This is a genomic window from Microcoleus sp. K1-B1 (genome assembly GCF_036704705.1).
Classification (GTDB): domain Bacteria; phylum Cyanobacteriota; class Cyanobacteriia; order Cyanobacteriales; family Microcoleaceae; genus Microcoleus.
The window spans coordinates 30,630-53,940 of record NZ_JAUBSH010000040.1 but is presented as its reverse complement, the minus strand read 5'-3'; the positions used below and the strand labels follow the sequence as shown (position 1 = coordinate 53,940).

At 44.7% G+C, this 23,311-nt stretch carries 15 protein-coding genes; 13 read left to right on the top strand and 2 right to left on the bottom strand.

Annotation, left to right across the window (positions count from 1 at the left end; translation table 11 throughout):
• Window positions 1-226: 226 nt before the first annotated feature.
• Window positions 227-5,326, bottom strand: a complete 5,100-nt coding sequence (locus QUA83_RS16410; RefSeq protein ID WP_333294316.1) for a PAS domain-containing protein — start codon at window positions 5,324-5,326, stop codon at window positions 227-229.
• Between the two features lie 612 nt (window positions 5,327-5,938).
• Here QUA83_RS16410 and iscB point away from each other — a divergent pair.
• Entirely contained in the window at window positions 5,939-7,210 is a 1,272-nt protein-coding gene (gene iscB / locus QUA83_RS16405) for an RNA-guided endonuclease IscB (RefSeq protein WP_333294314.1), read from the top strand.
• A 351-nt stretch (window positions 7,211-7,561) separates the two neighbouring features.
• Window positions 7,562-8,401, top strand: a complete 840-nt coding sequence (locus QUA83_RS16400) for a glycosyltransferase (RefSeq protein WP_333294312.1) — start codon at window positions 7,562-7,564, stop codon at window positions 8,399-8,401.
• Window positions 8,402-8,553: 152 nt separating this feature from the next.
• Here QUA83_RS16400 and gloB read toward each other — a convergent pair whose 3' ends face one another.
• Entirely contained in the window at window positions 8,554-9,327 is a 774-nt protein-coding gene (gloB, locus tag QUA83_RS16395; protein ID WP_333294309.1) for a hydroxyacylglutathione hydrolase, read from the bottom strand.
• A gap of 652 nt (window positions 9,328-9,979) precedes the next feature.
• Between gloB and galE the strand changes: the two genes are divergently transcribed.
• The 11 genes from galE to QUA83_RS16340 all read left to right on the top strand — a co-directional run bounded on the left by galE (window position 9,980) and on the right by QUA83_RS16340 (window position 23,096).
• Complete coding sequence (gene galE / locus QUA83_RS16390; protein WP_333294308.1) at window positions 9,980-10,978, top strand: UDP-glucose 4-epimerase GalE; 999 nt, start codon at window positions 9,980-9,982, stop codon at window positions 10,976-10,978.
• Window positions 10,944-11,819 (top strand): hypothetical protein, encoded by an 876-nt coding sequence (locus QUA83_RS16385; RefSeq protein ID WP_333294306.1) that lies wholly within the window; start codon window positions 10,944-10,946, stop codon window positions 11,817-11,819. The genes galE and QUA83_RS16385 overlap by 35 nt, the downstream gene beginning before the upstream one ends.
• Window positions 11,820-11,828: 9 nt before the next feature.
• Window positions 11,829-12,647, top strand: a complete 819-nt coding sequence (locus QUA83_RS16380; RefSeq protein WP_333294305.1) for a hypothetical protein — start codon at window positions 11,829-11,831, stop codon at window positions 12,645-12,647.
• A 280-nt stretch (window positions 12,648-12,927) separates the two neighbouring features.
• Window positions 12,928-14,079, top strand: a complete 1,152-nt coding sequence (locus QUA83_RS16375; protein WP_333294303.1) for a glycosyltransferase family 4 protein — start codon at window positions 12,928-12,930, stop codon at window positions 14,077-14,079.
• Between the two features lie 92 nt (window positions 14,080-14,171).
• Window positions 14,172-16,175 carry an ABC transporter ATP-binding protein gene (locus QUA83_RS16370; protein ID WP_333294301.1) on the top strand — a complete coding sequence of 668 codons (2,004 nt, stop codon included), beginning with the start codon at window positions 14,172-14,174 and terminating at the stop codon, window positions 16,173-16,175.
• 96 nt (window positions 16,176-16,271) lie between these two features.
• On the top strand, window positions 16,272-17,471 hold the full coding sequence (locus QUA83_RS16365) for a glycosyltransferase family 4 protein (protein ID WP_333294299.1): 1,200 nt from the start codon (window positions 16,272-16,274) through the stop codon (window positions 17,469-17,471).
• 277 nt (window positions 17,472-17,748) lie between these two features.
• Window positions 17,749-18,723, top strand: coding sequence for a glycosyltransferase family 10 domain-containing protein (locus QUA83_RS16360; protein ID WP_333294297.1), 975 nt, complete (start codon window positions 17,749-17,751; stop codon window positions 18,721-18,723).
• Between the two features lie 129 nt (window positions 18,724-18,852).
• A complete protein-coding gene (locus QUA83_RS16355) occupies window positions 18,853-19,890 on the top strand; it encodes a DUF2278 family protein (RefSeq protein ID WP_333294296.1) in 1,038 nt (345 codons plus the stop codon).
• A gap of 126 nt (window positions 19,891-20,016) precedes the next feature.
• Window positions 20,017-21,117, top strand: coding sequence for a formylglycine-generating enzyme family protein (locus QUA83_RS16350; RefSeq protein ID WP_333294294.1), 1,101 nt, complete (start codon window positions 20,017-20,019; stop codon window positions 21,115-21,117).
• 135 nt (window positions 21,118-21,252) lie between these two features.
• Entirely contained in the window at window positions 21,253-22,227 is a 975-nt protein-coding gene (locus QUA83_RS16345) for an Npun_R2821/Npun_R2822 family protein (protein ID WP_333294292.1), read from the top strand.
• The gene (locus tag QUA83_RS16340; RefSeq protein ID WP_333294290.1) at window positions 22,224-23,096 is read left to right on the top strand and encodes an Npun_R2821/Npun_R2822 family protein; all 873 of its coding nucleotides are present in this window, start codon (window positions 22,224-22,226) and stop codon (window positions 23,094-23,096) included. Before QUA83_RS16345 ends, QUA83_RS16340 begins: the two co-directional genes overlap by 4 nt.
• Window positions 23,097-23,311: the final 215 nt, after the last annotated feature.

Sequence of the window (23,311 nt, the reverse complement as noted above, 5' to 3'; positions counted from 1 at the left end):
TAGCGAAGTTTGAGGGGCGATCGCAAGGGAGAAGGAAGTTCGGCAACGGATTATGTAGCGGATGTAGCGGATTTAACGGATTTAATAACGGATGGATGTTGAGATTCGAGGTTTGAGGGAAGAAACAGGGATAATATTTTTTACGGGCAAATTCAGTTTGAAATTACGCAAAACGGGGATGCTGTAATAAGCCAAATCAACTACAGCGCAATGTCTTACCGAGGACTCAGGCTTTATTTTCAAGGCGCTGGGCGACGATCGCTCGCGCTACAGTAGCAACTAACTGGGTCGGATTGATCGGCTTGGCTAAATGTTTGTCAAATCCGGCTTGCAAAACTTGGCGCTCGTTCGCTTCTCCAGCATAGGCCGTTAAGGCGATCGCCAACAACTGACGATACTCAGGCGCAAGCTGAGTGCGGATGCGCTCGATCAACATATACCCGTCCATGTGGGGCATTCCGATGTCGCTGACGAGCAAATCCGGTGCAGTTTGTTCGATCGACTCTAGCGCCTCAGCAGCAGATGACAGGGAAATCACCTCTGCACCCGCTGCCTCAAGCACGAAAGCGACAAAATCTCGCGAGTCGAGTTCATCATCTACCACCAAAATTCTCAATCCAGCTAGCGGCCTGGATGAGAGATCGGGACTAGCAGCCCCATTGACAGCTTCCTCCTCCTGCCTTCTAGAATCATCATTTAATAGCGGTAATCTCACCGTAAACGTCGCTCCTTGACCCTCTCCGGCGCTTTCTGCAAACACCGTTCCGCCGTGAAGTTCGATCAGTTGGCGGACGATCGCCAATCCCAATCCCAAGCCGCCAAATTTGCGAGTTGTAGCGCCATCTTCTTGTCGGAAATGGTCAAAAACATAAGGCAAGAAATCGGGAAGAATACCTTTACCCGTGTCCATAACTTGAATTTGAGCTTGGCGTGCGATTTGCCCTAATCGAACTTCTACTCGACCGCCTTCGGGCGTGAATTTCACCGCATTTGATAACAAATTCCACACAATTTGTTGCAAGCGACTTGTATCGCCGAGAACTTGCCCGACATCGGGATTTAAGATTGTTTGGATTTGAATTTTTTTAGCTTCGGCTGCTAATTGCACGGTTTCCACAGCAGATGGAATAATGGTTGCCAGATTCATCGGAGCAACATTCAATCTGAGTTTTCCTTGCAGAATCCGAGATACGTCAAGCAAGTCTTCGATTAATTGAGATTGCAGTCTGGCGTTGCGCTCAATCGTCTCAAAAGCTTTGGCACTTTGACTCGCGTTCAGCTTGCCACCGACGAGCAGTTGCGACCAGCCTAAAATCGGATTCAGGGGCGATCGCAACTCGTGAGAAAGCACAGCCAGAAACTCGTCTTTAATGCGGTTAGCTCGCTCGGCCTCCGTGCGGGCAGTTTGTTCTAATTGGAGAACCATATCGCGCTCGGTTTCCACTTGTTTGCGTTCTGTAATGTCGATAACAGAGCCGATATAACCCTCAAATTGTCCCCTTTCGGAAAATCTGGGAGCAGCCGCATCGATCACCCAAGAATATCCGCCATCCTTGCGCTGGAGGCGAAATTCTACGCGGTACGGTTCTTGGCGTTCGTTGGCGGTCAAGAACGCATTTTTGACCTGTTCTCGGTCTTCTGGATACGCCGCGTTTACCCAACCCAATCCCAAACCTGTTTCCTCAGTTTGACCTGTGAATTCATACCAGCTTTCGCTCAAGAAAGTGCAATAGCCTGTGGAGTTTGTTACCCATACCATAAAAGGAGCGTTGTTAGCCATAGTGCGGAATCGTTCTTCGCTTTCTTGCAGGGCTGCTTCTGCTTGTTTGCGTTCTGTGATATCCCGACAGACAATCACTCCGCCTTTAATTTCGTTGCTAGTATCAACTACCGGATAACCGCTGATACTGATCCAGCGACCTTCGGCATCTTCGCGGCGGACAAATACCTCTACATCATTGACATATTCACCTTTGATTGCTCTGGCTAGAGGTAGTTCAGCGGCGGGGAAGAGGGTTTTTTTATCTGCCAAAAATAGTCCGTAGGTGCTCGACCATTCCTCACAAGATTTTTCATTCGATAGCTGACCGAATATTCCTACGGCGGCTCGGTTAAACAACACAAACTCCCCTTGTTGGTTTGCCAAAATTAAACCATCGCCAATGCTGTCAATGATGACTTGCAGTAACTTAGTTTGTTCTTGCATTGCGACTTCTGCTCGTTTGCGATTGGTGATTTCGCTGGAGATGCCAATCAAGCCGATGACTTCTCCCGCCTGATTGCGGTAGGGAGCTTTCATTACCAGAAATGTCCGAATGCCATCGTGAGATTCTTCGAGGACTTCTGTTTTGCCGGATTCCATAATACGCCGATCGTTTTCCGTGACTGTGACTGCAAGTTCTGTTACTGGGTATAAATCGATATCGCGACCACCAATTACTTCAGAAGCAGATTTGCCCATTATTTCCAGCGTGGCTGGATTGGCATAAATAATCCGTCCTTCTCGATCTTTGACAAAAATGGGCGTGGGTGCTGACTCGTTAATTACGTTCAAAATCGCATTTTTTTGCCGCAGTTCTTCTTCCGTGCGTTTGCGATCGCTAATATCGCTCCAATAAGCCGTAAGTCCTTCTGCCGCAGGATAGGCGCTCACTTCTATATATATCTGGAGCGACGGCGAGAACTCTTCAAACTTGACAGAAACTTGTTCGGAAACAACTCGATGAAATTCTTGATATGCCCTTGAATTGGATGCTTTCTCGGCGGGGAATACCTCCCAGATCGATCGACCTAGTAAGTCGTTTCTCGATCGAGAAAGCAGTTTTTCTGCTGTGGCATTAACGTAGGTATAGCGCCATTGTGAATCGATCGCCATAAAGGCATCGGTAATACTTTCTATAATATTGCTGACTTGTTGGTTGGCAGCTTGCACCGCGAGTTCAGCGTTTTTGCGCTCGGTGATGATTTCGCAAAAAATCATGATGCCACCAATCTCATTGGTGTTGGTTCGCCAAGGGTGAATTTCCCAGCGCACCCAGTCGCTCAAGCCATCAGGGCGGGGAAACCGATCTTCTTTGCAGGTTTCAACTTCTCCCGCCAGACAGCGCTGGTGGATTTGTTTGAAACGATCGGGCAAATTGGGAAAGATGTCGTAGTGCGATCGGCCCACAATGTTTTGAGTACCGAGTCCGTAACTTGCCAGCCAGCGGTCACTCACCAGCATATACCGCATCTGGCGGTCAAACATCGCCACCCCCGCAGGCGAATGTTTGACGAACAGCCGCAGTTGCTCTTCCTGTTGCCGCAGCCGATTCTCCGATTGTTTGCGATCGCTGATGTCTTTGAAAAGTACGGCGACTTTGCGGCTGTGCGGCTCAGGAGTGCGGAAGGCCAAAACGTCGAACCAGCGGTTCATGGCTTCCGAGCCGTGCTCAAAGCGCCAGGGTTCCCCCGTCAGCGCGACTTTGCCGTACATCTCAAACCAATAATCTTCTAGATCCGGAACGAGCTGGCGCGCCGTTTTACCCGCAGCTTGTTCAAGTCCGGTTTGTTTCAAGAAGGCCGGATTGACTTCCAAAAAGCGGTAATCGATAGGCTTTTCGTTTTCGTCAAACAGCATTTCGATGATGCAAAAGCCTTCGTCTAGGCAATCAAATAAAGTGCGATAGCGTTCCTCAGAGCGGCGCAAAGCAGCAAGAGCTTGTTTGCGATCGCTAATATCCATAAAGGCCGCCACACAGCCACGAACTGCGCCCTGCTCGTCAAATAATGGCACTGCATTCACCAACCAATCAAATGCCACCCCGTCCGATCGCACCATTTGAATTTCCACATCTCGCACTTCGACGCCGGAAGCCACCGCCAGTTGCATGGGCAGTTGTTCTCCCGGAATTTCTTCTCCGTTGCGGAATCGTCTAAACGGAAGGGCTGCGGCTTGTTCTCCGGTTCCAGAAACATTGGTATCCGGCGGCACTATCAACATCGACTGGGCAAATCGGTTAGCGCGAATTACTTTACACTGTGGGTCGTCTGCGATCGTAATGCCAACGGGTACAGCATCAAGTATCGATTCGAGTTCATTGACTCGTCGCTCTAGTTCTTGGTTGAGCCGTTCAATTTCTTTTTTGGTAGCTTTGCGATCGGTAATTTCATGCACCGTCACATTCACTCCCAACACGCGATCGTCCTCGGCCCTCAGTGGATAGACACTCAACAGCCAATCCTGTTCGACTCCCGGCTGTGCTGAGTTCGTCCTGCGAAGTTCGAGCTGTTGAATAGGAACTTTAGTTTCAATAACTTGTCGGTAAAGCGGCTCTAAATCATCTGCCATTTCTGGCAAGATTTCGCGCAATGTTTTGCCGATGTGGGCGGCGGCTGGAACTCCGTTAATTTCTGCTAGCCAATCGTTGAGGCGGACAAACCGCAACTCAGTATCAAGGAAGCAAAGTCCGATCGGCGCACTAGCATAAATCGCCTCGATTTCTGCTAGTTGTTGATGTGCCGTTTGCGCTTGTTTAATATAAGCAGCCCTAGCCGCTTTCTCCTCAGTGACATCTTGAAAATAAACGGCAAGCCCCGATGGAATGGGATAAGCTCGTACCGCATACCAAGCATTGAGTGGCGGATAAAAAGATTCAAAACTAACCGTAACTTGGAAGGTGGCGGCGTGGCGATATTCCTGCTCAAACAAACTGCCCACTGATTCGGGAAACTCTTCCCAAATGCTGTTGCCAATCAAATCTTTCGAGGGTCGATTCAGCCACCGCGCTGCTTGCGAATTGAGGTAGGTAAATCGCCAGTCTCGATCCAAAGCAAAGAACCCGTCCGAAATACTTTCGAGGGTGTCTGATAGTTGGGGCGCGGGCGCGTTACAGACTGGTTCAGGCTGAGGTTGAGCGATAGAAGTGAAGGTTGTTACTACCGCATAGGGAGTCGATCGATCTCCCTGAAATAAAGGTTGAGAATTGAGCGTCAACCAAATCAAATTTCCCTGTGGCCGATCAAAGCCCATGATGACATTTGAGCATGGTTGCCCGGTTTGCAGCGCCACCATCGCCGGATGCGTCTCGCCGGGAAAATCCGAGCCATCTTCACGCAGAGTCTGCCACCGACTTTTGATTGAAGTGCATAAGAGCATCTGTTCTGCTGTCATCCCCAACAGATCCTGGGCGTGAGAATTGCAGCCCTGAATGCTACCATCTGCCAATTGCAGAACCATCCCTACATCAGTTGGCAAAGGCGCGACTGGGTAGAACGCTTTGTTAGAATCCGTTGAAACAGAGGGGTCGATTTTTGCTTGGGGTTCAGTATTGCGTGGGTTTTGCATCGGTTTCTAACAACGCTTATTTTACTTTTTGCAAAGCAAATCGCGCTCAATAATAGGGAAATAACCAGAGGAACTTTTGACTTGAGCAGGGTGACACTTCAAACCTAAGATGGATGTCGATCGTTCTGCGGTAATATCGATATCTAGACAATTTATTTTATCGTAGAGTCCCACGTCTTAACCATTTGCGGGATTCAGCACAGGCGACGGGGAATTTTCTGGCTGTTTCAAATACCAGGTTAGTCCGTCTCATTATTTTTCGCGTTGCTGCATATTACCAATGGCTGTTGCTCGTTTGCGGGCGCGAACAGATGGCACTTGCACACAGATAAATAAGTAGGTCAATCACCCGACACCGATGTCGCTACGCGACCCGCAAGCTACGGAGTACCGATACGGTGTGGGCACAGAAATTGCCGAGTTGACCAGTCTAAGTGGTTCGCCCACTACGTTTAAGGTAAGCGTTCAAGTACCTACCAGAAAATGCGTGCTAGTTTTCTGCTCTAGAATTCAAAAGTTAAACAGGTGTAAGGGTTAAGCCAGTGCTTTTGAAATAGTTACCGACCTTAAACATTGACGAAGCAAACATTACCCAGAAATGGAGGACATTTAATGTCTAATTTTGTTTTTGTACGTGATACTCAAAAACGACCGATCAATCCAATCCGCCCAGGATTGGCTCGCAAATTGCTAACCACTGGCAAAGCTGCTGTTTTCAGGAGGTATCCATTCACGATAATTCTCAAAGTAGAGGTAACAGTACCCCAAAAACCAATCACTCTTAAATTAGATCCTGGCTCCAAAACCACGGGAATCGCATTAGTCCAAGGAGAAAACGTAATCTTTGGTGCAGAACTAACCCACAGGGGGCAAGCTATCAAAGCCAGTCTGGAGTCGCGCCTTTCATTGCGTAGAGGCAGAAGAAATCGCCATACCCGCTACCGAAAAGCTAGATTTTTAAATAGAACTCGCCCGAAAGGGTGGCTGACTCCAAGCTTACAACATCGTGTCGAAACAACCCTAACATGGGTAACTAGATTGATAAAGGTTGCGCCAATTTCTTCTGTTGTTCAAGAACTTGTGCGGTTCGACCTCCAGCAAATAGACAACCCGGAAATTAGCGGATTGGAGTATCAGCAAGGTGTTTTATGTGGCTACGAGATCCGCGAATATTTACTCAATAAATGGGATAGAAAGTGCGCGTATTGTGGAGTTGTTGATACGCCTCTACAAGTAGAGCACATTCATCCCAAAGCCAAGGGCGGATCTGATCGTATTTCTAATCTTTGCCTTGCTTGCGAAAAATGCAATATCAAGAAAGGAACTCAGAATATTGAGCAGTTTCTCTCGAAAAAACCAGAGGTTTTGAAACGGATTCTGTCTCAAGCAAAACGTCCTTTGAAAGATGCAACAGCGGTTAATTCTACTCGTTGGGCGTTATTTAACCGACTCTGTATGACTGGCTTACCAGTTTCTACTGGCAGTGGCGGTTTAACAAAGTTCAATCGCACTCGATTAAATTTAGCTAAAACTCACTGGCTAGATGCAGCTTGTGTCGGCAGAATTGAATCGTTGAAAGTTTTAATAAACAAGCCATTGTTAATTAAAGCGACTGGACATGGGACACGCCAAATGTGTCGTACCGACAAATTGGGTTTCCCGTCCCGCTATGTTCCCAGGTTTAAGTTTGTTAAAGGTTTTCAAACGGGAGATATCGTCAAGGCGGTTGTAACTTCTGGTAAAAAGGTTGGTATATACGTTGGACGTGTTGCCGTAAGAACCAGTGGTTCATTCAATATTTCCGCCTCGGAATTGGTGTCAGGAATTAGTCACAAATATTGTTCACTTGTTCATAGAAAGGATGGTTATTCATATGCAGCCTAAACCTTGCCCCCCTTTTCCTCTCGCCACTGACCTGAGTACAGGTACAGTGGGAGTCTCCAAGGGGGAATACAGATGAAGCTTGAAAATACATAACCCCTCTCTCGCAGCGAGTTAAACGAAGCAATCGCTCTTGTTATGCCCGCTTTACATTTTGTTACATTGTAAACTTTATTTGCGCCTACCTACTTAGAAACCCCGTTTCTTTGTATAAATCTAACCGGAAATTTAGGCAAGATAATGTTCGTCTCAACGGTAAACGGGCGATCGCATTTACCTCAATACAGGGTCGCCTGCTTCCTCCAGTCCCAACGTTTGTGTCACGTTTGCCGTTCATCTCACAAACTTAATCCTATGCACATATTCACAGCCGCCGATCGCACCTATATTCTGGGGTTAGCAGCACTTCTCAAGTCTGTAGATCTCAATGTTAGCGAATCTGGGGAGGAGCAGGTCAAAATTAGCGTTGTATCTACCAGGATATATTCACCGCAAAAGGAACAGTTACAGAATTGCTGCAAATACCAGATTGAATGGCAAGAATTGCAATCTAATTACGACCAACTTCTTTCGGTATCAGGTTCTAAACTTCCTTACGTTAAATTGGAGCCGCGAAAATATACTAAAGAAACAGAAAGGCTGATTTGGCTCGACAGCGATACGATCGTTCTGGGCAGCTTAAAGCCGCTGTGGAACCTAGATTTTCAAACTCAGCCGATAGCAGCCGCCGCCAACTTCTGGGGAAATCCCAACAATTATCAAGATCGAAACCCTTATTTCAATAGTGGTGTTTTAGTTTACAACATGAAGCTTTGGGAGGAAGAGCAACTGTCGGAAAAGTTGCTCCAAAATGCTAGAACCCACGTTTGGGGCGATCGCGATCAAGGTGCATTAAATTCAGTTTTAGTGGGTAGGTGGAAGCAATTAGACCAAATATGGAACAACCACAAGACTGATGATGTGTCAAGTAAAGTGATGCACTTTATGTCAAGACCAAAACCGTGGGAAAGCTCCGCCCCTAATCAATTATGGCTCGATATGTTGTCTCAGACACCGTTTAAGGACGAACTGGAAAAAATCCCAAATAAGTTTAAGGGGCTGTCGAGCTTTCACGTAAAATACCAAAGACTTGACAGGTGGTTGAGCGAACCGATACTCAAGTTTAAGAGTTACCTGAAAAAACAAAAACGTTAAGGTCAATCGATTTTAGATTTTAGATTTTAGATTTTAGATTTTAGATTGAAGAGTTGACCCCCGGATAAATACGTTCGGCAAGTTTCATCGGATACAGGTTTTTTATTTCTGGACGGATGAATCCGGGGGCTTGTATCCTGGATGCGAGGGGGTCAAAATTGGTCTTTCATGCCGCGCAACCGAGCGAAGGTTTGCACTGGATCGCGGGTGTTGGCGGCTGATTGGATGTTGGGAAAATCCCAGCGCAAAAATGGGTTTGTGCTTTTTTCCAAGCCGATCGATGATGGTATTGTAGGTTGCGATCGACTGCGCGCTTCCTTGACTTCGGCGAAGCGCTGCTGTAAATCGGGATTGTCGCCATCCACACTCAAGGCAAATTGCAGGTTGTTCAGCGTGTATTCGTGGGCGCACCAGACTCTCGTACTATCGGGCAACTTTCGCAGTTGCCCCAGAGAGGCTAACATTTGGGCGGGAGTGCCTTCTTTGAGTCTGCCGCAGCCTCCAGCAAATAAGGTGTCGCCGCAAAACAACTCGCCGGTTTCGCTGGGGTTGCTGGGGGGGAAATAGTAGGCGATGTGAGCTTTTGTGTGGCCGGGTAGGAAGAAGACTTCGGCGGTTCTGTTGGCGAAAGAAACTCGATCGCCCGCTTGTAAAAACACTTGCTGTCCGGGTATTCTGCCTCGGTCTTCTGCGCCACCGTAAACTTTAATTTGGGGAAAGCGATCGATCAGTTCTTGATTGCCGCCTATGTGGTCGCTGTGGTGGTGGGTAATGAAAATTGCGGTTAATTCGGCTCCGAGTGCTTGCAGTTGCTCTAATACTGGCTGCGATCGCGCTGGATCGACGACGGCTGCGGTGTCGCGATCGGGGTCGTGCAGCAAGAAAATGTAATTGTCGGACAGTACCGGAAGCCGATAAACTTGCATAGAAAAGTGCCTCTCTAGGAAAAATATTATATACTTAAGTTACTCTGAACGCTATCCGAAGGCTGATTGCAGATTTATTAAGTCCGCATATCTATCTTGGGAAGTAAAACTCTGAGACGTTTCTGAGATACGTTTCTGATAAGTTATTTCTGCTGTTGAGCAAATTGATTGGCGATCGGGTACGCACCATTTTTGCGTCAAAAACTGCAATCCGCTTTAACTATTTTGGCATAAAAGCGATCGAATAAATGCGAACATCTCACAACAAATCGAACTTAACAATTTCTCAAAAAGTCGATCGGATTGTAGCGTCTGGTAAGATCACTCGCAGGGAACACTTAGTTTTGACTTCGGCTATCCTGTCAGATGATAAAATTTCAGAAGAGGATCGACATCAGATTAATCGGATATTTGATTATATCCAAATTGGTCGCCTCAAGTTTCTCGATTGAACAGAATGACTTCCACAGTCAGCATCTATCTGGAGTGTAAAAAGCGTTTTTTAGGAGTGCGATCGTCCCGTCCCGCACAGCAAAGCCTATATATTTCGCTTTAATTCTCCGGCTCACGCGGAGTGTGAAAGCGTCTGATGTGGAAGTCTCAAATTAACCAGGCTCTTGGCAATCCCAGCTACAAAAACAGGCAGAAGAAAATGAGTGCAGACAAACAAACTATTTTGGTGACGGGCGGAGCTGGATATATTGGCTCTCACGCGGTATTAGCGCTGAAAAACGCCGGTTACGGTGTGGTGATTTTGGATAATTTAGTTTACGGTCACAGAGATTTAGTAGATCAGGCTTTGCAGGTGGAGTTAGTAGTTGGCGACACGAACGATCGCACTCTTCTAGACAACTTGTTTGCTACGCACAAGATTGATGCTGTAATGCACTTTTCTGCTTACGCTTACGTGGGCGAATCTGTTACCGACCCAGCTAAATATTATCGCAACAACGTCATCGGCACTATTACGCTTTTGGAAGCAATGATGGCTGCTGGGGTGAAGAAATTTGTGTTTTCTTCTACTTGCGCGACTTATGGTGTACCGGATAAAATTCCGCTCGCAGAAGACCACCCGCAAAACCCGATCAATCCCTACGGTGCTACTAAATTAATGGTAGAACGGATTTTGTCGGATTTTGACCCTGCGTACGATTTCAAGTCTGTTTGTTTCCGCTATTTTAACGCGGCTGGGGCTGACCCTAACGGGTTGTTAGGAGAGGATCACAATCCAGAAACTCACCTGATCCCGCTGGTGTTGTTCGCTGCTTTGGGTAAACGAGATTCGATCGCGATTTTTGGCACGGATTACGATACTCCTGACGGTACTTGCATTCGGGATTACATTCACGTTAACGATTTGGCATCGGCTCACATTTTGGGATTAGAATATTTGCTAAATGGTGGCAAATCTGATTTCTTTAATTTGGGTAATGGCGGCGGCTTTTCGGTGAAAGAGGTGATAGAAACGGCTCGCCAAGTGACGGGAAAAGAGATTAAGGCTGTTGAGTGCGATCGGCGTCCGGGCGACCCTCCTGCTTTAGTTGGTAGCAGCAAAAAGGCGATCGAAACCTTGGGTTGGTCTCCTGAATATCCAGACATCAAGGATATTATCTCCCATGCTTGGCAGTGGCATCAAAAGCGTCACACTTAGCATAAACTCAAATAAAAAAAGTGCAAAAATTGAGTCTAAAATAATGTTAAACAGTCACAAAGATTTTTGTTTTTGCACCTTAGCTTTTGGGAAAAAGTATCGCGAATTAGCCAAACAACTAGCAGCAGACTTAGAAACTCATTCTCTAGGGACGATGCTAGTTGTTTGTACTGACTACCAAAATGACTTTCAGAATTTGACGAATGTTTTCGCCTTTAAAAAAAGTCGCGAAGGTGTAGATTATTGTTATAATGATAAACGATTTGCACTAAAAAAAGCCTTAGAATTATGCCGAGTGGCAATCTTTGTAGATGCAGATACAAGAATCATAGGAAAAGTGCCGGAGAGAGAATGGATGTCAGGAATTACTTGTAAAGGGTTTATTCCCATTCTAGAACATCCACCTAATCAATCTTTGCCAGGTAGAAAAGAGGCAATTGATAAATTAGCAAAAAAGCTAGAAATACCATTGGAAACTGTAAGTTTTGTTCAAGAAAATTTGTTCGTAATTGCGAGAGACAATGGGAAAGAAATTCAGTTTATTCAAGAATGGGGAAAGATTGGAAGATTTTTTGAAGTGCAAAAAGTCAAAACAAAAGACGGTAATCCCATTGGGTTAGCGACTGCTAAAGTTGGGTGGAATATTCGTAATGACGGGTGGCAGGAACTCGCTCAAAGTATGGAGCATTCTTTTGCTCATTGGGACTGGCAAAAAAATCAAGTAAGAACCTTTTGGGATAAAGTTTGGGATAAATTGCAGTTTGAGCATTGGCAATATCTCTATAGGTTATTAAAAACACAGTTAATTGCCTTATTAAATTTCAATTTTTACTATCGCTAGAGAAAAGAAATGGATAGAGGATTTATCACCATTTTAATTGGATTGTACTCATTTCAAGACTGCATACATTTTCTAGCTTCAGTCAGGAAGTTTCACCGCGAACCAATTATTATTTTAATAGATAGAGTCCCTCTAATTTTATATCCTTTACTTCAGGTGTTTGGAAATGTCATATTGAAACCTGCACCGTCTCACGAAAATCCTGTTTTAGCGTCGCGGCTAGCTAAGCTGGCTTTGTATCAACAATCTCCTTTTGAGAAAACTATTTATCTGGACTGCGATATTTGTTTGCTATCGCCAATATATGAAGTTTTTGACTATCTTGATGAAGTAGATTTGCTGATAACAGAAGACGTGCAGCCTGCGATTGCTAAAGCGGCAAATTTATTAAGAGTCAAGCAGGATATTCTGTCAACTTTGCAGTCTGTCGGGTTGCCGCTAAATGAAAATAGCATTCAATACAATGGCGGATTTATCGCTTTTACGAAAAGCAGTAAAACTCAGGAATTGTTTATAAACTTTAAGAAATATTTCGAGATGGTAGTGGCGCATCAAAATGTGCTACTCTTGAAAGACCAGGGAGCTTTTGCGGCGGCTGTTGAATCGGTGAAACCGAAAATGACAACTTTGTCCCCGGTTTACAACTACTTGGATAAGTGGAAAGATGTTTATACGATCGACAAACCGATTAAAGTAATGCACTGCACTTATCCTTACCGCCCTCAGTACGCCAAGAACGTGACGCGATCGCTCTTTACTAGAATAGTCGATCGCATGGCTAAAATATTTTTACCAAATCAACTTAACAATCCCTGGCGTTTAAAATAATTAAACTTTGTTGGCAAACTGCATCAAAAACAACAAAATTCAGCCCAAAATTTAAAAATTAGCCTCAACATATCCGAAAATTTACTTAGAAGAATTATTGCTGGCTGAAATAACAGTCTTGGGTTCATTATTCTGTTTTTTTTACTAAAATACTTCGTTGCTGCCCTTTCCCCTGGTTAAAAACCCGGTTGCTGTGGTTGGGAGTGCGTGAGTCCCCATCGCCTTGACAAAAGCTCGGTTAAGCAGGAAAATTAAACAAATGTTTTAAACAAAATACTCAGTGAAAGTTTCATTAGTAGTGAGCGATTTGTCAGGAGGAGGTGCAATTCGTGCTTTTTTATTAGCTCAAGTCTTGATAGAGCTTAAATGTGATGTAGAAGTTGTTGGATTTCAGTTTGGCAAGGAATTGTACGCTACTCCTCCCAGAGACATCCCGGTATGTGCGATACCGGGTAAAAATTATCCGGGGTTTTTAATGGATGCTCCAAAACTTTGGAAAAAAATAGATGGGGATATTATTTATGCAGTCAAACCTAAACCTACAAGCTTTGGGCTATCACTGCTAAAAAAACTGGCGACTCGCCACTTTATAATTTTAGATATAGACGACTGGGAACTGAGCTGGTACGGCGGAGATGAATGGAAATACCGTCCATCTTTCAAACAACTTTATCGAGATATTTTTAAACACAACGGTCAATTGAGAGAACCAGATAATCCGCTATATCTCAAGTGGATGGAAAGTCTCATCCACGGTGCTGATGCAGTCACCGTTGATACTGAGTTTTTAAAACAGCGTTTTGGTGGTGTATATTTGCCTAATGGTAAGGATACTGCAATGTTCGACCCTGCTAAATACAATCCTGAATTGAGCAGACAACGTTACGGCTTGTCCGGGTATAGAGTTCTGATGTTTCCGGGGGCACCGCGACCTCATAAAGGCGTGGAGGATGTTTTGATGGCCCTCGAACAGTTAAATGAGCCCGATTTAAAATTAGCGATCGTCGGTGGGAGTCCTTATGATGATTATGATGATAAACTTGTGAAACAATGGGGGCGTTGGATTATTAAACTGCCAAGGTTTCCAGTGGAGACGATGCCGTCGGTTGTAGCGGCGGCTCATGTTGTCGTTGTTCCTCAGCGAGAAACTCTCACAGGCGTGGCTCAGTTTCCGCTCAAGCTGACAGATGGCATGGCAATGGCTAAGCCTGTTTTGTCTACGCGAGTGGGGGATATTCCAGCAATTTTAGGGGGAACGGGTTATTTAGTAGATCCTAGTTCTCCAGCTCAAATTTCACAAAAAATTCAATGGATATTTCAAAATTTGACAGCGGCTAATTTACAAGGAATGAAAGCTCGGGAAAGATGTGTGAAAAAATATAGTATTCAAGCAATGAAACCGATACTTTCAGATATAATTGCAGGTATGTAAATGTTATTTTAAAACAACTCACGGGAGGAAGAAAAGCTGGCTGTTATTAAAGAATATTTTGAGATGCCGTACTGTTTAGCTGGGAATGCTTCATGTCTGCCAATAAGCTACTCCTAAAATTTGCCAGACGATATCCCGGCAGGATTTTCTTAACTGTGATGCTGGGCTTTTCTGGCGCTCTATTCAACGGTATCAGCACTACTCTGATTGTACCAGTGCTTTTAAGTTTTTTAGATCACGCTATCGAGCTGCGCGGCGCTCCACCTCTAATTAAAACTTTGATGTATCCCTTTGAGGGAATGCCCGAAAATCAGCGTTTAATGTTGATGACCGGGGCGGTTGTGCTGGCAATTTTTTTAAAAAATGTTGCGAGTTATATCAATACTTTAGTAGCTACTTCTCTGACGCGATCTCTGACTTTTGATTTGCGAGAAGCAGGTTTGAGGTTGTTGTTAGAAGTAGATTTAGATTTTTACTCTAAAACTAAAGTCGGGGATTTAATTAATAGATTGGGCGGAGAGATTGGTCGGACTGCTAGTGCAGTTGGTACGGCCATCGGAATGTTTACTACGTCTATCACGGTTTTGGTTTTTGTGGGTTTGCTACTTTCTATCTCGTGGAAACTGACGGTAACAGCTACAGTTTTGCTGGCGTTAGTTGCTTGGGCAAATCAATATATTATTAACCGTTCCAAGCATTTTGGCCACCTGCTTTCTGAAATGTCGAAAGATTATTCGGTTAGGGTGCTGGAAACCATTACTGGGATTCGGCTGGTCAAGTCAACGGGGAACGAGGAAAGGGAGTATCAGCGGATCAAGCATTTAATTCAAAGGCGAGAACAAGCGGATTTTCAGGCTCAGGTAAATTATGCGGCGATCGCCCCAATTAACGAAGTTGTTAATTTAATAGTTGTAATTTTGATTGTATTTATAGGTCGCACAATATTTGCTAATGAGATAGAGTCTATTTCTACAATTTTATTAACCTACTTATTGGTACTTTTTAGGTTAATTCCTTTAATTTCTCAGTTGAATAGCGGGCGCAGTCAATTTGCTAATACGTCGGCTAGTGTAGAGGTGGTTAAGGATTTTTTGAGCTGCGAGGACAAGCCCTTTATGCTGAACGGTTCTGTGCCTTACACTCATTTGCGAGCGGGAATTCATTTTAATAAAATATCTTTTAGTTATCCTAACCACAAAAATTTAGTTTTGCAAGGAATTGATTTATTTCTACCTCACGGTACTACTTTGGCTTTGGTAGGAACTTCGGGTTCGGGCAAGTCAACTTTGGCAGATTTACTGCCGAGATTTTACGATCCTACAGAAGGTCATATCTCGATCGATGGCAGGGATTTGCGCGACTTTGAGCTGAAAAGTCTCAGAAAAGCGATGGGTATTGTTAGCCAAGATACGTTTTTGTTTAATGCTTCAGTGCGCGAAAATATTGCTTATGCTAGACCCCAAGCGACTGAGGAAGAAATTGTGGAAGCGGCGAAGGGAGCGAATGCTTACGAGTTTATCCAACTATTGCCGGAGGGGTTGGATACTCAAATTGGCGATCGGGGCGTGATATTATCGGGAGGGCAGCGTCAGAGAATTTCAATTGCTAGAGCCCTGCTGCAAAACCCGGAAATCTTAATTTTAGATGAGGCGACGAGTTCGCTGGATACGGTTTCGGAAAGGTACGTGCAAGCGGCGATCGAGAAATTGAGCTGCGATCGCACAACGTTGGTAATTGCCCACCGCCTCTCGACAGTCCAAAAAGCCAACAAAATCGCCGTGATCGATCGCGGACAAGTAGTAGAAATGGGTTCCCACGAAGAATTGCTAGCAAAAGGAGGATACTACACTCGCTTGTATTCAGTGCAATTTGCCGAAGAAACCGCTCGCGATGAAGCTCTAATTAGAGGTTCTTACGAAATTCGCACTCGCCTGACTCCCATGATAGCTTACCTCAAAATGCTAGTAGATGAAATGGTAGACTCTCCCGAAGAAAGAGACGAGTTAATCAGAGAATCATTTCACTCTGCTGCTAATATTTTCACGACTTTAGAATTTATAGAAAAGACTATTAAGCGTCAGGCAGTTAAAAAGTAGTCAGTTGGCAGTTGGTAGTAGTCATTAGTCATTAGTCAACAGTCAACAGTCAACAGTCAACAATTACTAATTACCACTTACTAACTACCAATTACCATGTCCAAATATTATGTATTTTTTACCAGAAATATCTTGCCGCAACCCAATGTAGCAAGCTTAGTTCAAGTTGCACACTCGGCCAATGCCGCAGCAAACCTCGGTTATCCAGCAGTTTTGGTATACCTCCGCAAAGGCTGGAGTGCATTGAATCCGGTGGATTTGCTTTTTCCTTTTCAACCCAGGAAACCCGATAACAAACTTGCCAAAATTTACAATATTCAAGATAAATTAAAAGTAGCAGATTTACCGATGCCGTGGCCGATCGACCTTTGGGACAGCAAGTGGACGAGTTCCAGTACAATAGTATCAAAATACTACTTACCGATTCACCTGGTTAAATCGACTCAAATTGTCCACACCCGCGACTGGAACTTTGTCAAAGCAGCAGTTAAAAACGGAATTCCCGCTATCTACGAACAGCATCACCATGAAAACAAGCAGTTTGAATCAGAAATTGTCCGCAATCCTCTGTTTCAAATTGCTGTAACTGTTGCCGATACAGTGCGAGACAGCATGATTTTGAATGGGATGCCACCGGAAAAAGTAATTACGCTGCACAACGGTTTTAACCATTTGTTTCTCGCGAGAAAAACAGAAGCTGCCCAGAATTGGCGACAGCAATTATTAGAAGATGACAGACAGCATTTAGCAGTTTATGCAGGCGGACTTTACCCGTTTAAAGGTGTTGATATGTTGGTGGATGTGGCTAAGGAATTGCCGCTGGTTCAATTTGCGATCGCGGGCGGTAATTCATCCCAAGTAACAGCCTACCAGCAGTTAGCCAAATCCAAGCAAGTTAACAACATTAAATTTCTCGGCTACCTGCCTCAAAATCAACTGGCTAGCTTGCTGCAAGCAGCCGATGTTTTGACTCACCCGCACTGTTTGACAGAGGCCGCGACGTTCACATCTCCTTTAAAATTCTTTGATTACATGGCATCGGGAACTCCGATTGTAGCGACGGAGATTGCATCTTTAATGGAATTTAAATCGGGAAATATAGCAGCCACTTGGTGCGAACCGGATAACCCGCACCATTTCGCACAAAGCATTCGAGATTGTTTAACCAAATATCCGAGGAAAAGCGAAGGCTATGCAGAAACAATGGATTTTGTCAAGCAATTTTCGTGGGAAAATAGGATAGAGAGAATTTTGAGTTATGTAGATGAGCAAGTGCGATCGCAACTTATTAATTAAGCCGACAATCCGCCATTCGTCAGCCCGCCAGTCCGCCAGTGGTTTAAACCACTCGCTAATACCTAAAGTCCTCTAAATAAAACTAAAATTATTATTTACCGATTCGGGAACTCTAATTGAATAATAACTGGATTCCTCAGTCCTCTTGAGAGGACTTTAGCTTTGAGACAGGGGTTTTCAACCCCTGGCGGACTGTCGGATTAGCGAGGTAGCCGAATAGCGGAATAAATGACTGGCGGACTGGCAAATTAAAACACAACACGCAAAAGATCAACTTATGAACCCAAAAATCATCGGCACAATCACCACCTACCCAGGCATGAGTCAAAGCGACTGGCTGTGGCAACAAACCCCCCAAAACTTCGGCAACTGGGGCAACATTCAAATGCTCGCCAACCACCCCGAACCAGACTTTTTACTCATGTATCAATTCGACTTTCCCCAACCGCCAAAACAGCAATCCTGGCTCGATAAAATCCGCCGTCCAAGCCCTCAAAACCCAGAAAATGACATTCGAGACAAATTGCGCGGTGTCCCCAAGGAACGCATAATTTACCTGATCCGCGAGCCACCATTACCAGAAGTTATTGAGATTACCAAAGCCAACTACGAACAAGCCAAACTTTATTGCGGTTACGTTTCCGGACCAGACAATTTCGCACCAAAACCCGATTATATGCCCGCGATTTGGTATCACTCTAACTCGTTTCGAGAACTGGATGAAATGCCACCACCAGCTAAAACTAAATCCTGTTCTTGGATTACTTCAGGTGTTAGCCGCAGCGCCAATCACCGCCACAGATTAGACTTTATCAAATTGCTGCGATCGCAAGAATTAGATTTTGACCTTTACGGGCGAAACTTGCCAACTTGGGCGCGCGGTAACGGCACTGTAAACAATAAATGGCACGCCGTTGCACCCTACTATTACAACTTAGCTATAGAAAATTATGCAGAAAACGATTGGTATGTCAGCGAGAAGCTTTGGGATGCCTTATTAGCTTGGTGTTTGCCAATTTATTACGGCGGTTCGGCGGCGGATAAGTTGTTGCCGGCGGGTAGTTTTCTGCGGCTGCCGAGTTTGGATGAGAAAGGAGTAGAATTTATTAAAGAGGTTGTGGCTACGCCGGATTATTGGCATGAAGCCAGGGATAAAATTGCCGAAGCCCGACAAATCATTCTCCACGAATTGAACTTGCTCAATTGGCTATCTAAGTTTGTATCTCAGGAAATAAATTTTAATGATTCGTAAAAGTAAGAAACCAGATTTCTATCATAAGTTATTGGGGGAGGGGTGACAGAATTAAGGGGCGGCTTGACTGGCCAGTACGATCGCTCCTGTAGATTATGTTGTATATTTTGAAGTACCGAGGAGAAGCTGATGGCTTTAAAGAATTACGGTGTTTTAAAAGGTCGTCCTGTGGGACGGCGTTTGGCGATTACGTCTAATGCTCATTACCAAGTTCACTTAGTTTCGGAAGATACAGACTACCGAATTGCCGTCAATGTAAAATCGAAGCTAGAACCGTCGGAATTAGAGTATTTGGTTGATGAAAATTTCTCTTATCCCATTTTGGCAGATTTGGCAGATTTGCCTTTGGGGTTCAAGGAACTGGAGAGAAAGCCCGGTGGTTTGGCACTTGATTTTATTCGCGGTAATTTGTTCGATCGCACTAAAATGATACCTCTACCCTTCGATGTACCTGGTGCGGATAATGACTTAAACGAGAAAATTGACAAATACGTGCAGCGGGCAATGTCGGATGAATCAGCTCATATCTATGCTTTTGGCGAGAAATGGGGGCCGGAAAGAATCAAAGACAAAATCTTCGGCTTTTTGCCCGGTAACGGCATTCACGACATCCACATGAATCAAGGGAATGCCGGCAAGTTTGCCAAAGATAACGGCGTTTGGCAAGACGGCGGAATGCTGTTACACTTCCCGTCAGAAAACCGCTGGGTAGGCATTTTCCTGAAGTTTCAATCGCAAACTTGGCACACTGATGACAATTCGGGACAGCCTATCGACACGATACCCTCACCCATTATCGGCAAACCTCCTGTCAAACCTGTCACAGGAGGTAAAGTTCTAGAACCTGACTATATTGTCAGAATTGTGGCGGCGTTAGTAAGTCCTGTGGGTGAAGATGCTGGAAAGGAAACCGTAACGCTGCTGAATGCTTCACCGGATGCAATCGATTTGACTGGATGGTCGATCGCAGATAAGTTAAAAAACAAGCATAGCCTTTCCGGTACAGTTGCTGCTGGTGCTTCTGTGGTCTTTACCTTGCCACCAAACGTGCAACTGAGTAAAAAAGGTGGCTTGATTACGCTGCTGAATCAAGAAGGTTTGAAAGTTGACGGCGTGTCGTACACTGAGCAACAAGCACAGCGCGAAGGTTGGACGATCGTCTTTTAATTATACGGCTTACCCACGGGTCAGAAACCGGGTTTTTTGCGAGAATAATTAGCAGCCAGAAGAAACAGTCAAAAACCCGGTTTCTTTGGTTTTGATCCGTAATTTTGGAGGTCAGGAAATAGCACCATGACAGCAAATAAAAGTCAACCCAGAGAATACGATGCCGTCAAGGGCGGTGAATCTCAAGTGCCATTCGCTGCGGCTATTTTAGGGGGGATTCCCGGCGTTAAGAGTCGTTTGGCTTCACCGATTGTCGAGGTGAAAATTGCTGCACTGTCTGAAGCACTGAAATATGGAGAACCTGGCTTAGATTTAATAATTGGGGCACTGCAATATGAATCAATGGCGGTGAAGTTTGCCGCCTATTCGCTGCTGAGGAAGAGAGATGAGGAGAAGATTCAACAACATTTACGTAGCTCTTTTGAATTTGATGTTATCGCAGTCGATGCTACAGGAAAGGAAAACAGCCGCAGTCAGTTCTTTGCTCGCTTCTTCCCTGAAGACTTAGGGAACTCAGTTGTGATCGAAATGGTATCGATTCCCGACGGGGTATTTATGATGGGTTCGCCAGAAACAGAAGAAGGTAGAAAAGAGAGGGAAAGTCCGCAGCATCAAGTAAAAGTACCCGCTTTTTTTGCAGGTAAGTATCCCATCACCGAAGCACAGTGGCGAGCAGTGATGGAAAAAAATCCATCGGTTGTCCAAGGTGAAAAACGTCCTGTAATAGGTGTGTCGTGGCAAGATGCCGTCAAATTCTGCGACAAACTCTCAGAAAAAACCGGGAAAAAATATCGCCTCCTGAGTGAAGCAGAATGGGAATACGCCTGTCGTGGGGGTACAACAGGGCCATTTCATTTTGGGGAAACCATTGCCATAGAATTAGTCAACCATGACAAATACCCTGCCTACGCAAACGCTCCCCCCACAGACTCTTACAATTGCAGCCGAGAAACAACGGATGTGGGGAGTTTTACCCCCAATGCCTTTGGACTGTACGATATGCACGGCAATGTTTGGGAGTGGTGCAGCGATACCTGGCACGAAAACTATAACGGCGCACCAACTGACGGAAGTTCTTGGGAAACTGGCACAAATGATAAACGTATGCAGCGTGGCGGTTCCTGGAAATATTCTGCGGTATATTGCCGCAGTGCCACTCGTCTTAGATATTCGGCTAGCTTCCGGGCTATAGACGTTGGTTTTCGCGTGGCTTGTGTTTTAGCCTAGTCTCGGGTTTTTGGTTTGTAGTATTCGGCGATGATTTTTATGTCTTGTCATTTTTCCCGAAGGTGTATAGACTTTTATTTCAAAACTTTAAAGCGTGATTAATCGAGCGGACACGATATAATTGAGCGAGTATATATGAATGGAATTTGCACGCTTGCCAACGACACAGTTTACGACCAACTAATTGCATTGCTCAACAGTATTGAAGTTATCTTAGGCTCAAAGACTCCTGTCTGTATTTATCCTTTCGACGACCAAATAGAGCAAATCCAAGCTGAAATTGTTAACCGTCCCAACGTCTTTATTTATGAAGATAGCGCATCTATTCAGCGATGGGATAAATTCATGGAAGCAGCCGCACCCGAGCGTTTGAACCGCAAAAAATTCCGGCTTTACGGCGCACACCGGCGCTTTTGCGCTTTCGACGGCCCCTTTGACAAGTTTATCTATATGGATGCCGATACTTTGGTGATGAATTCCCTTGATGCGGTTTTTCTGAAGTTAGAGGAATCGGATTTTGTGGTTTATGATTTTCAATTTCGCGACCCAACTAAAGTATACAATATTCAGTCGCCAAAACTGCTAGAAGTTTTTGAGCAAAATCGGATAGACTCGGAAATATTTTGTTCGGGATTTTACGCCAGCAAGCAAGGATTGTTTGAGCAAGATACTAGGGAATGGCTGTTAGCTCAACTGCAATCTGGCGAGGCGGAAATTCTCTATGAAGGTGCGGGAGAACAGCCGTTGCTCAATTATATGGTGATGAAAACGGGGGTGAATAGCTATAATTTTGCTTATAGCCTCCCGGATGGCGAAAAAACTGGGTGTAGCGTTACTTCTAAACATTTTGAAGAGCAAGATCGGATTTTGTACGACAAGGGAAACCGACTTACTTACATTCATTATATTGGTGTGCCGCCGGATGTAATTCGGAGAGTTTGTGCGGGGGAAAATATTGAGTTTCCCTATCGCGATTTGTTTCTGCATTACCGCTATCTCCGGGAACCCTCCAAGCGTCCGATTTTTGCCCAAGCGCCAAAGTCTTATACTGAGGTTTCTGCGCCGAATTTGTTAAAAAGGGTATTGAGAAGGTTGAGGATAAATGTATGAATCGCGGTATTTATATTGTTGCGAATGATAAGGTGATCGAAAGTGCGATCGCCCTTCTAAACAGCATACGTCTGTACAATTGTCAAGTACCTGTTTTTCTGATTCCCTTCGACGACAATTATCAGCAAGTCGCAGCCGCACTCAGCAGTCTCCACGGGGTGCAATTGTTCCCAAATCTGGAGTTTGTGGAACAGTTTACCAGAGAAATTGGCCAAATGTTCGATCGCAACTTTTTAGCCCTGCCCAACAAAATGCGAAAACTCGCCGCCTGGTTTGGCCCCCTAGACGAATTTCTGTACATCGATACCGATATCATCGTCTTTGAAGACATCGCCGCCAACTTAAACAAACTATCAGAAGTAGACTTTTTTTGCTGCGACTACCACCACCTCAGCGAAAAACTGCGAAATGTATTTTCACCCGCTGTAAAAAAACAAAATATCTTTACCGACTCACAGCTTCAAGATGTATTCAACAGCGGTTTTTGGGCCTCCCGAAAAGGAACTATTACAGAATCGCAAATGTATGAGATTTTGCGAGAATGTTCGCAGCATCGAGAATATTTTGACTTTACTCAAAATGTCACAGACCAACCTATACTAAATTATATCATTCTTAAACTGATTCCCAAACGCTGCAATCTTGTTAAAGCTTCAGAAACAGAACCCGGAAGTTGGGCGGGTTCCAAGCATTTTCAAGAAATAGATTATGTTCTTTATGACAAAGGCAAAAAATTAAAATATATTCACTGGGCTGGCATACCGATTAAATCGGGTAGTCCTTATTGGAAACTTTGGAAACATTATCGTTATCTCAATGAGGAAAAACCCAACTTAGTGCAAAAAATATTTCGGGCTTTGAGTAGGTGAGGATAAACTCATATGTTGTATCATTATCAACAAGCTTGGAAGAACAGGCAAGATGCCTGTTCCACAATTCATAAATTTTGTGCTATGTCTGACACCCCACAAGCTTGGAAGAACAGGCACGATGCCTGTTCCACAATTCATAAATTTTGTGCTATGTCTGACACCAAACAAGCTTTGACGAACAGGCAAGATGCCTGTTTCACAATCAATAAATT

Excerpts from the sequence above, each read along its gene's own strand:
- QUA83_RS16410 (WP_333294316.1), bottom strand. The coding sequence starts at position 5,326 with ATGCAAAACCCACGCAATACTGAACCCCAAGCAAAAATCGACCCCTCT.
- iscB (WP_333294314.1), top strand. The coding sequence starts at position 5,939 with ATGTCTAATTTTGTTTTTGTACGTGATACTCAAAAACGACCGATCAAT.
- QUA83_RS16400 (WP_333294312.1), top strand. The coding sequence starts at position 7,562 with ATGCACATATTCACAGCCGCCGATCGCACCTATATTCTGGGGTTAGCA.
- gloB (WP_333294309.1), bottom strand. The coding sequence starts at position 9,327 with ATGCAAGTTTATCGGCTTCCGGTACTGTCCGACAATTACATTTTCTTG.
- galE (WP_333294308.1), top strand. The coding sequence starts at position 9,980 with ATGAGTGCAGACAAACAAACTATTTTGGTGACGGGCGGAGCTGGATAT.
- QUA83_RS16385 (WP_333294306.1), top strand. The coding sequence starts at position 10,944 with ATGCTTGGCAGTGGCATCAAAAGCGTCACACTTAGCATAAACTCAAAT.
- QUA83_RS16380 (WP_333294305.1), top strand. The coding sequence starts at position 11,829 with ATGGATAGAGGATTTATCACCATTTTAATTGGATTGTACTCATTTCAA.
- QUA83_RS16370 (WP_333294301.1), top strand. The coding sequence starts at position 14,172 with ATGTCTGCCAATAAGCTACTCCTAAAATTTGCCAGACGATATCCCGGC.
- QUA83_RS16365 (WP_333294299.1), top strand. The coding sequence starts at position 16,272 with ATGTCCAAATATTATGTATTTTTTACCAGAAATATCTTGCCGCAACCC.
- QUA83_RS16360 (WP_333294297.1), top strand. The coding sequence starts at position 17,749 with ATGAACCCAAAAATCATCGGCACAATCACCACCTACCCAGGCATGAGT.
- QUA83_RS16355 (WP_333294296.1), top strand. The coding sequence starts at position 18,853 with ATGGCTTTAAAGAATTACGGTGTTTTAAAAGGTCGTCCTGTGGGACGG.
- QUA83_RS16350 (WP_333294294.1), top strand. The coding sequence starts at position 20,017 with ATGACAGCAAATAAAAGTCAACCCAGAGAATACGATGCCGTCAAGGGC.
- QUA83_RS16345 (WP_333294292.1), top strand. The coding sequence starts at position 21,253 with ATGAATGGAATTTGCACGCTTGCCAACGACACAGTTTACGACCAACTA.
- QUA83_RS16340 (WP_333294290.1), top strand. The coding sequence starts at position 22,224 with ATGAATCGCGGTATTTATATTGTTGCGAATGATAAGGTGATCGAAAGT.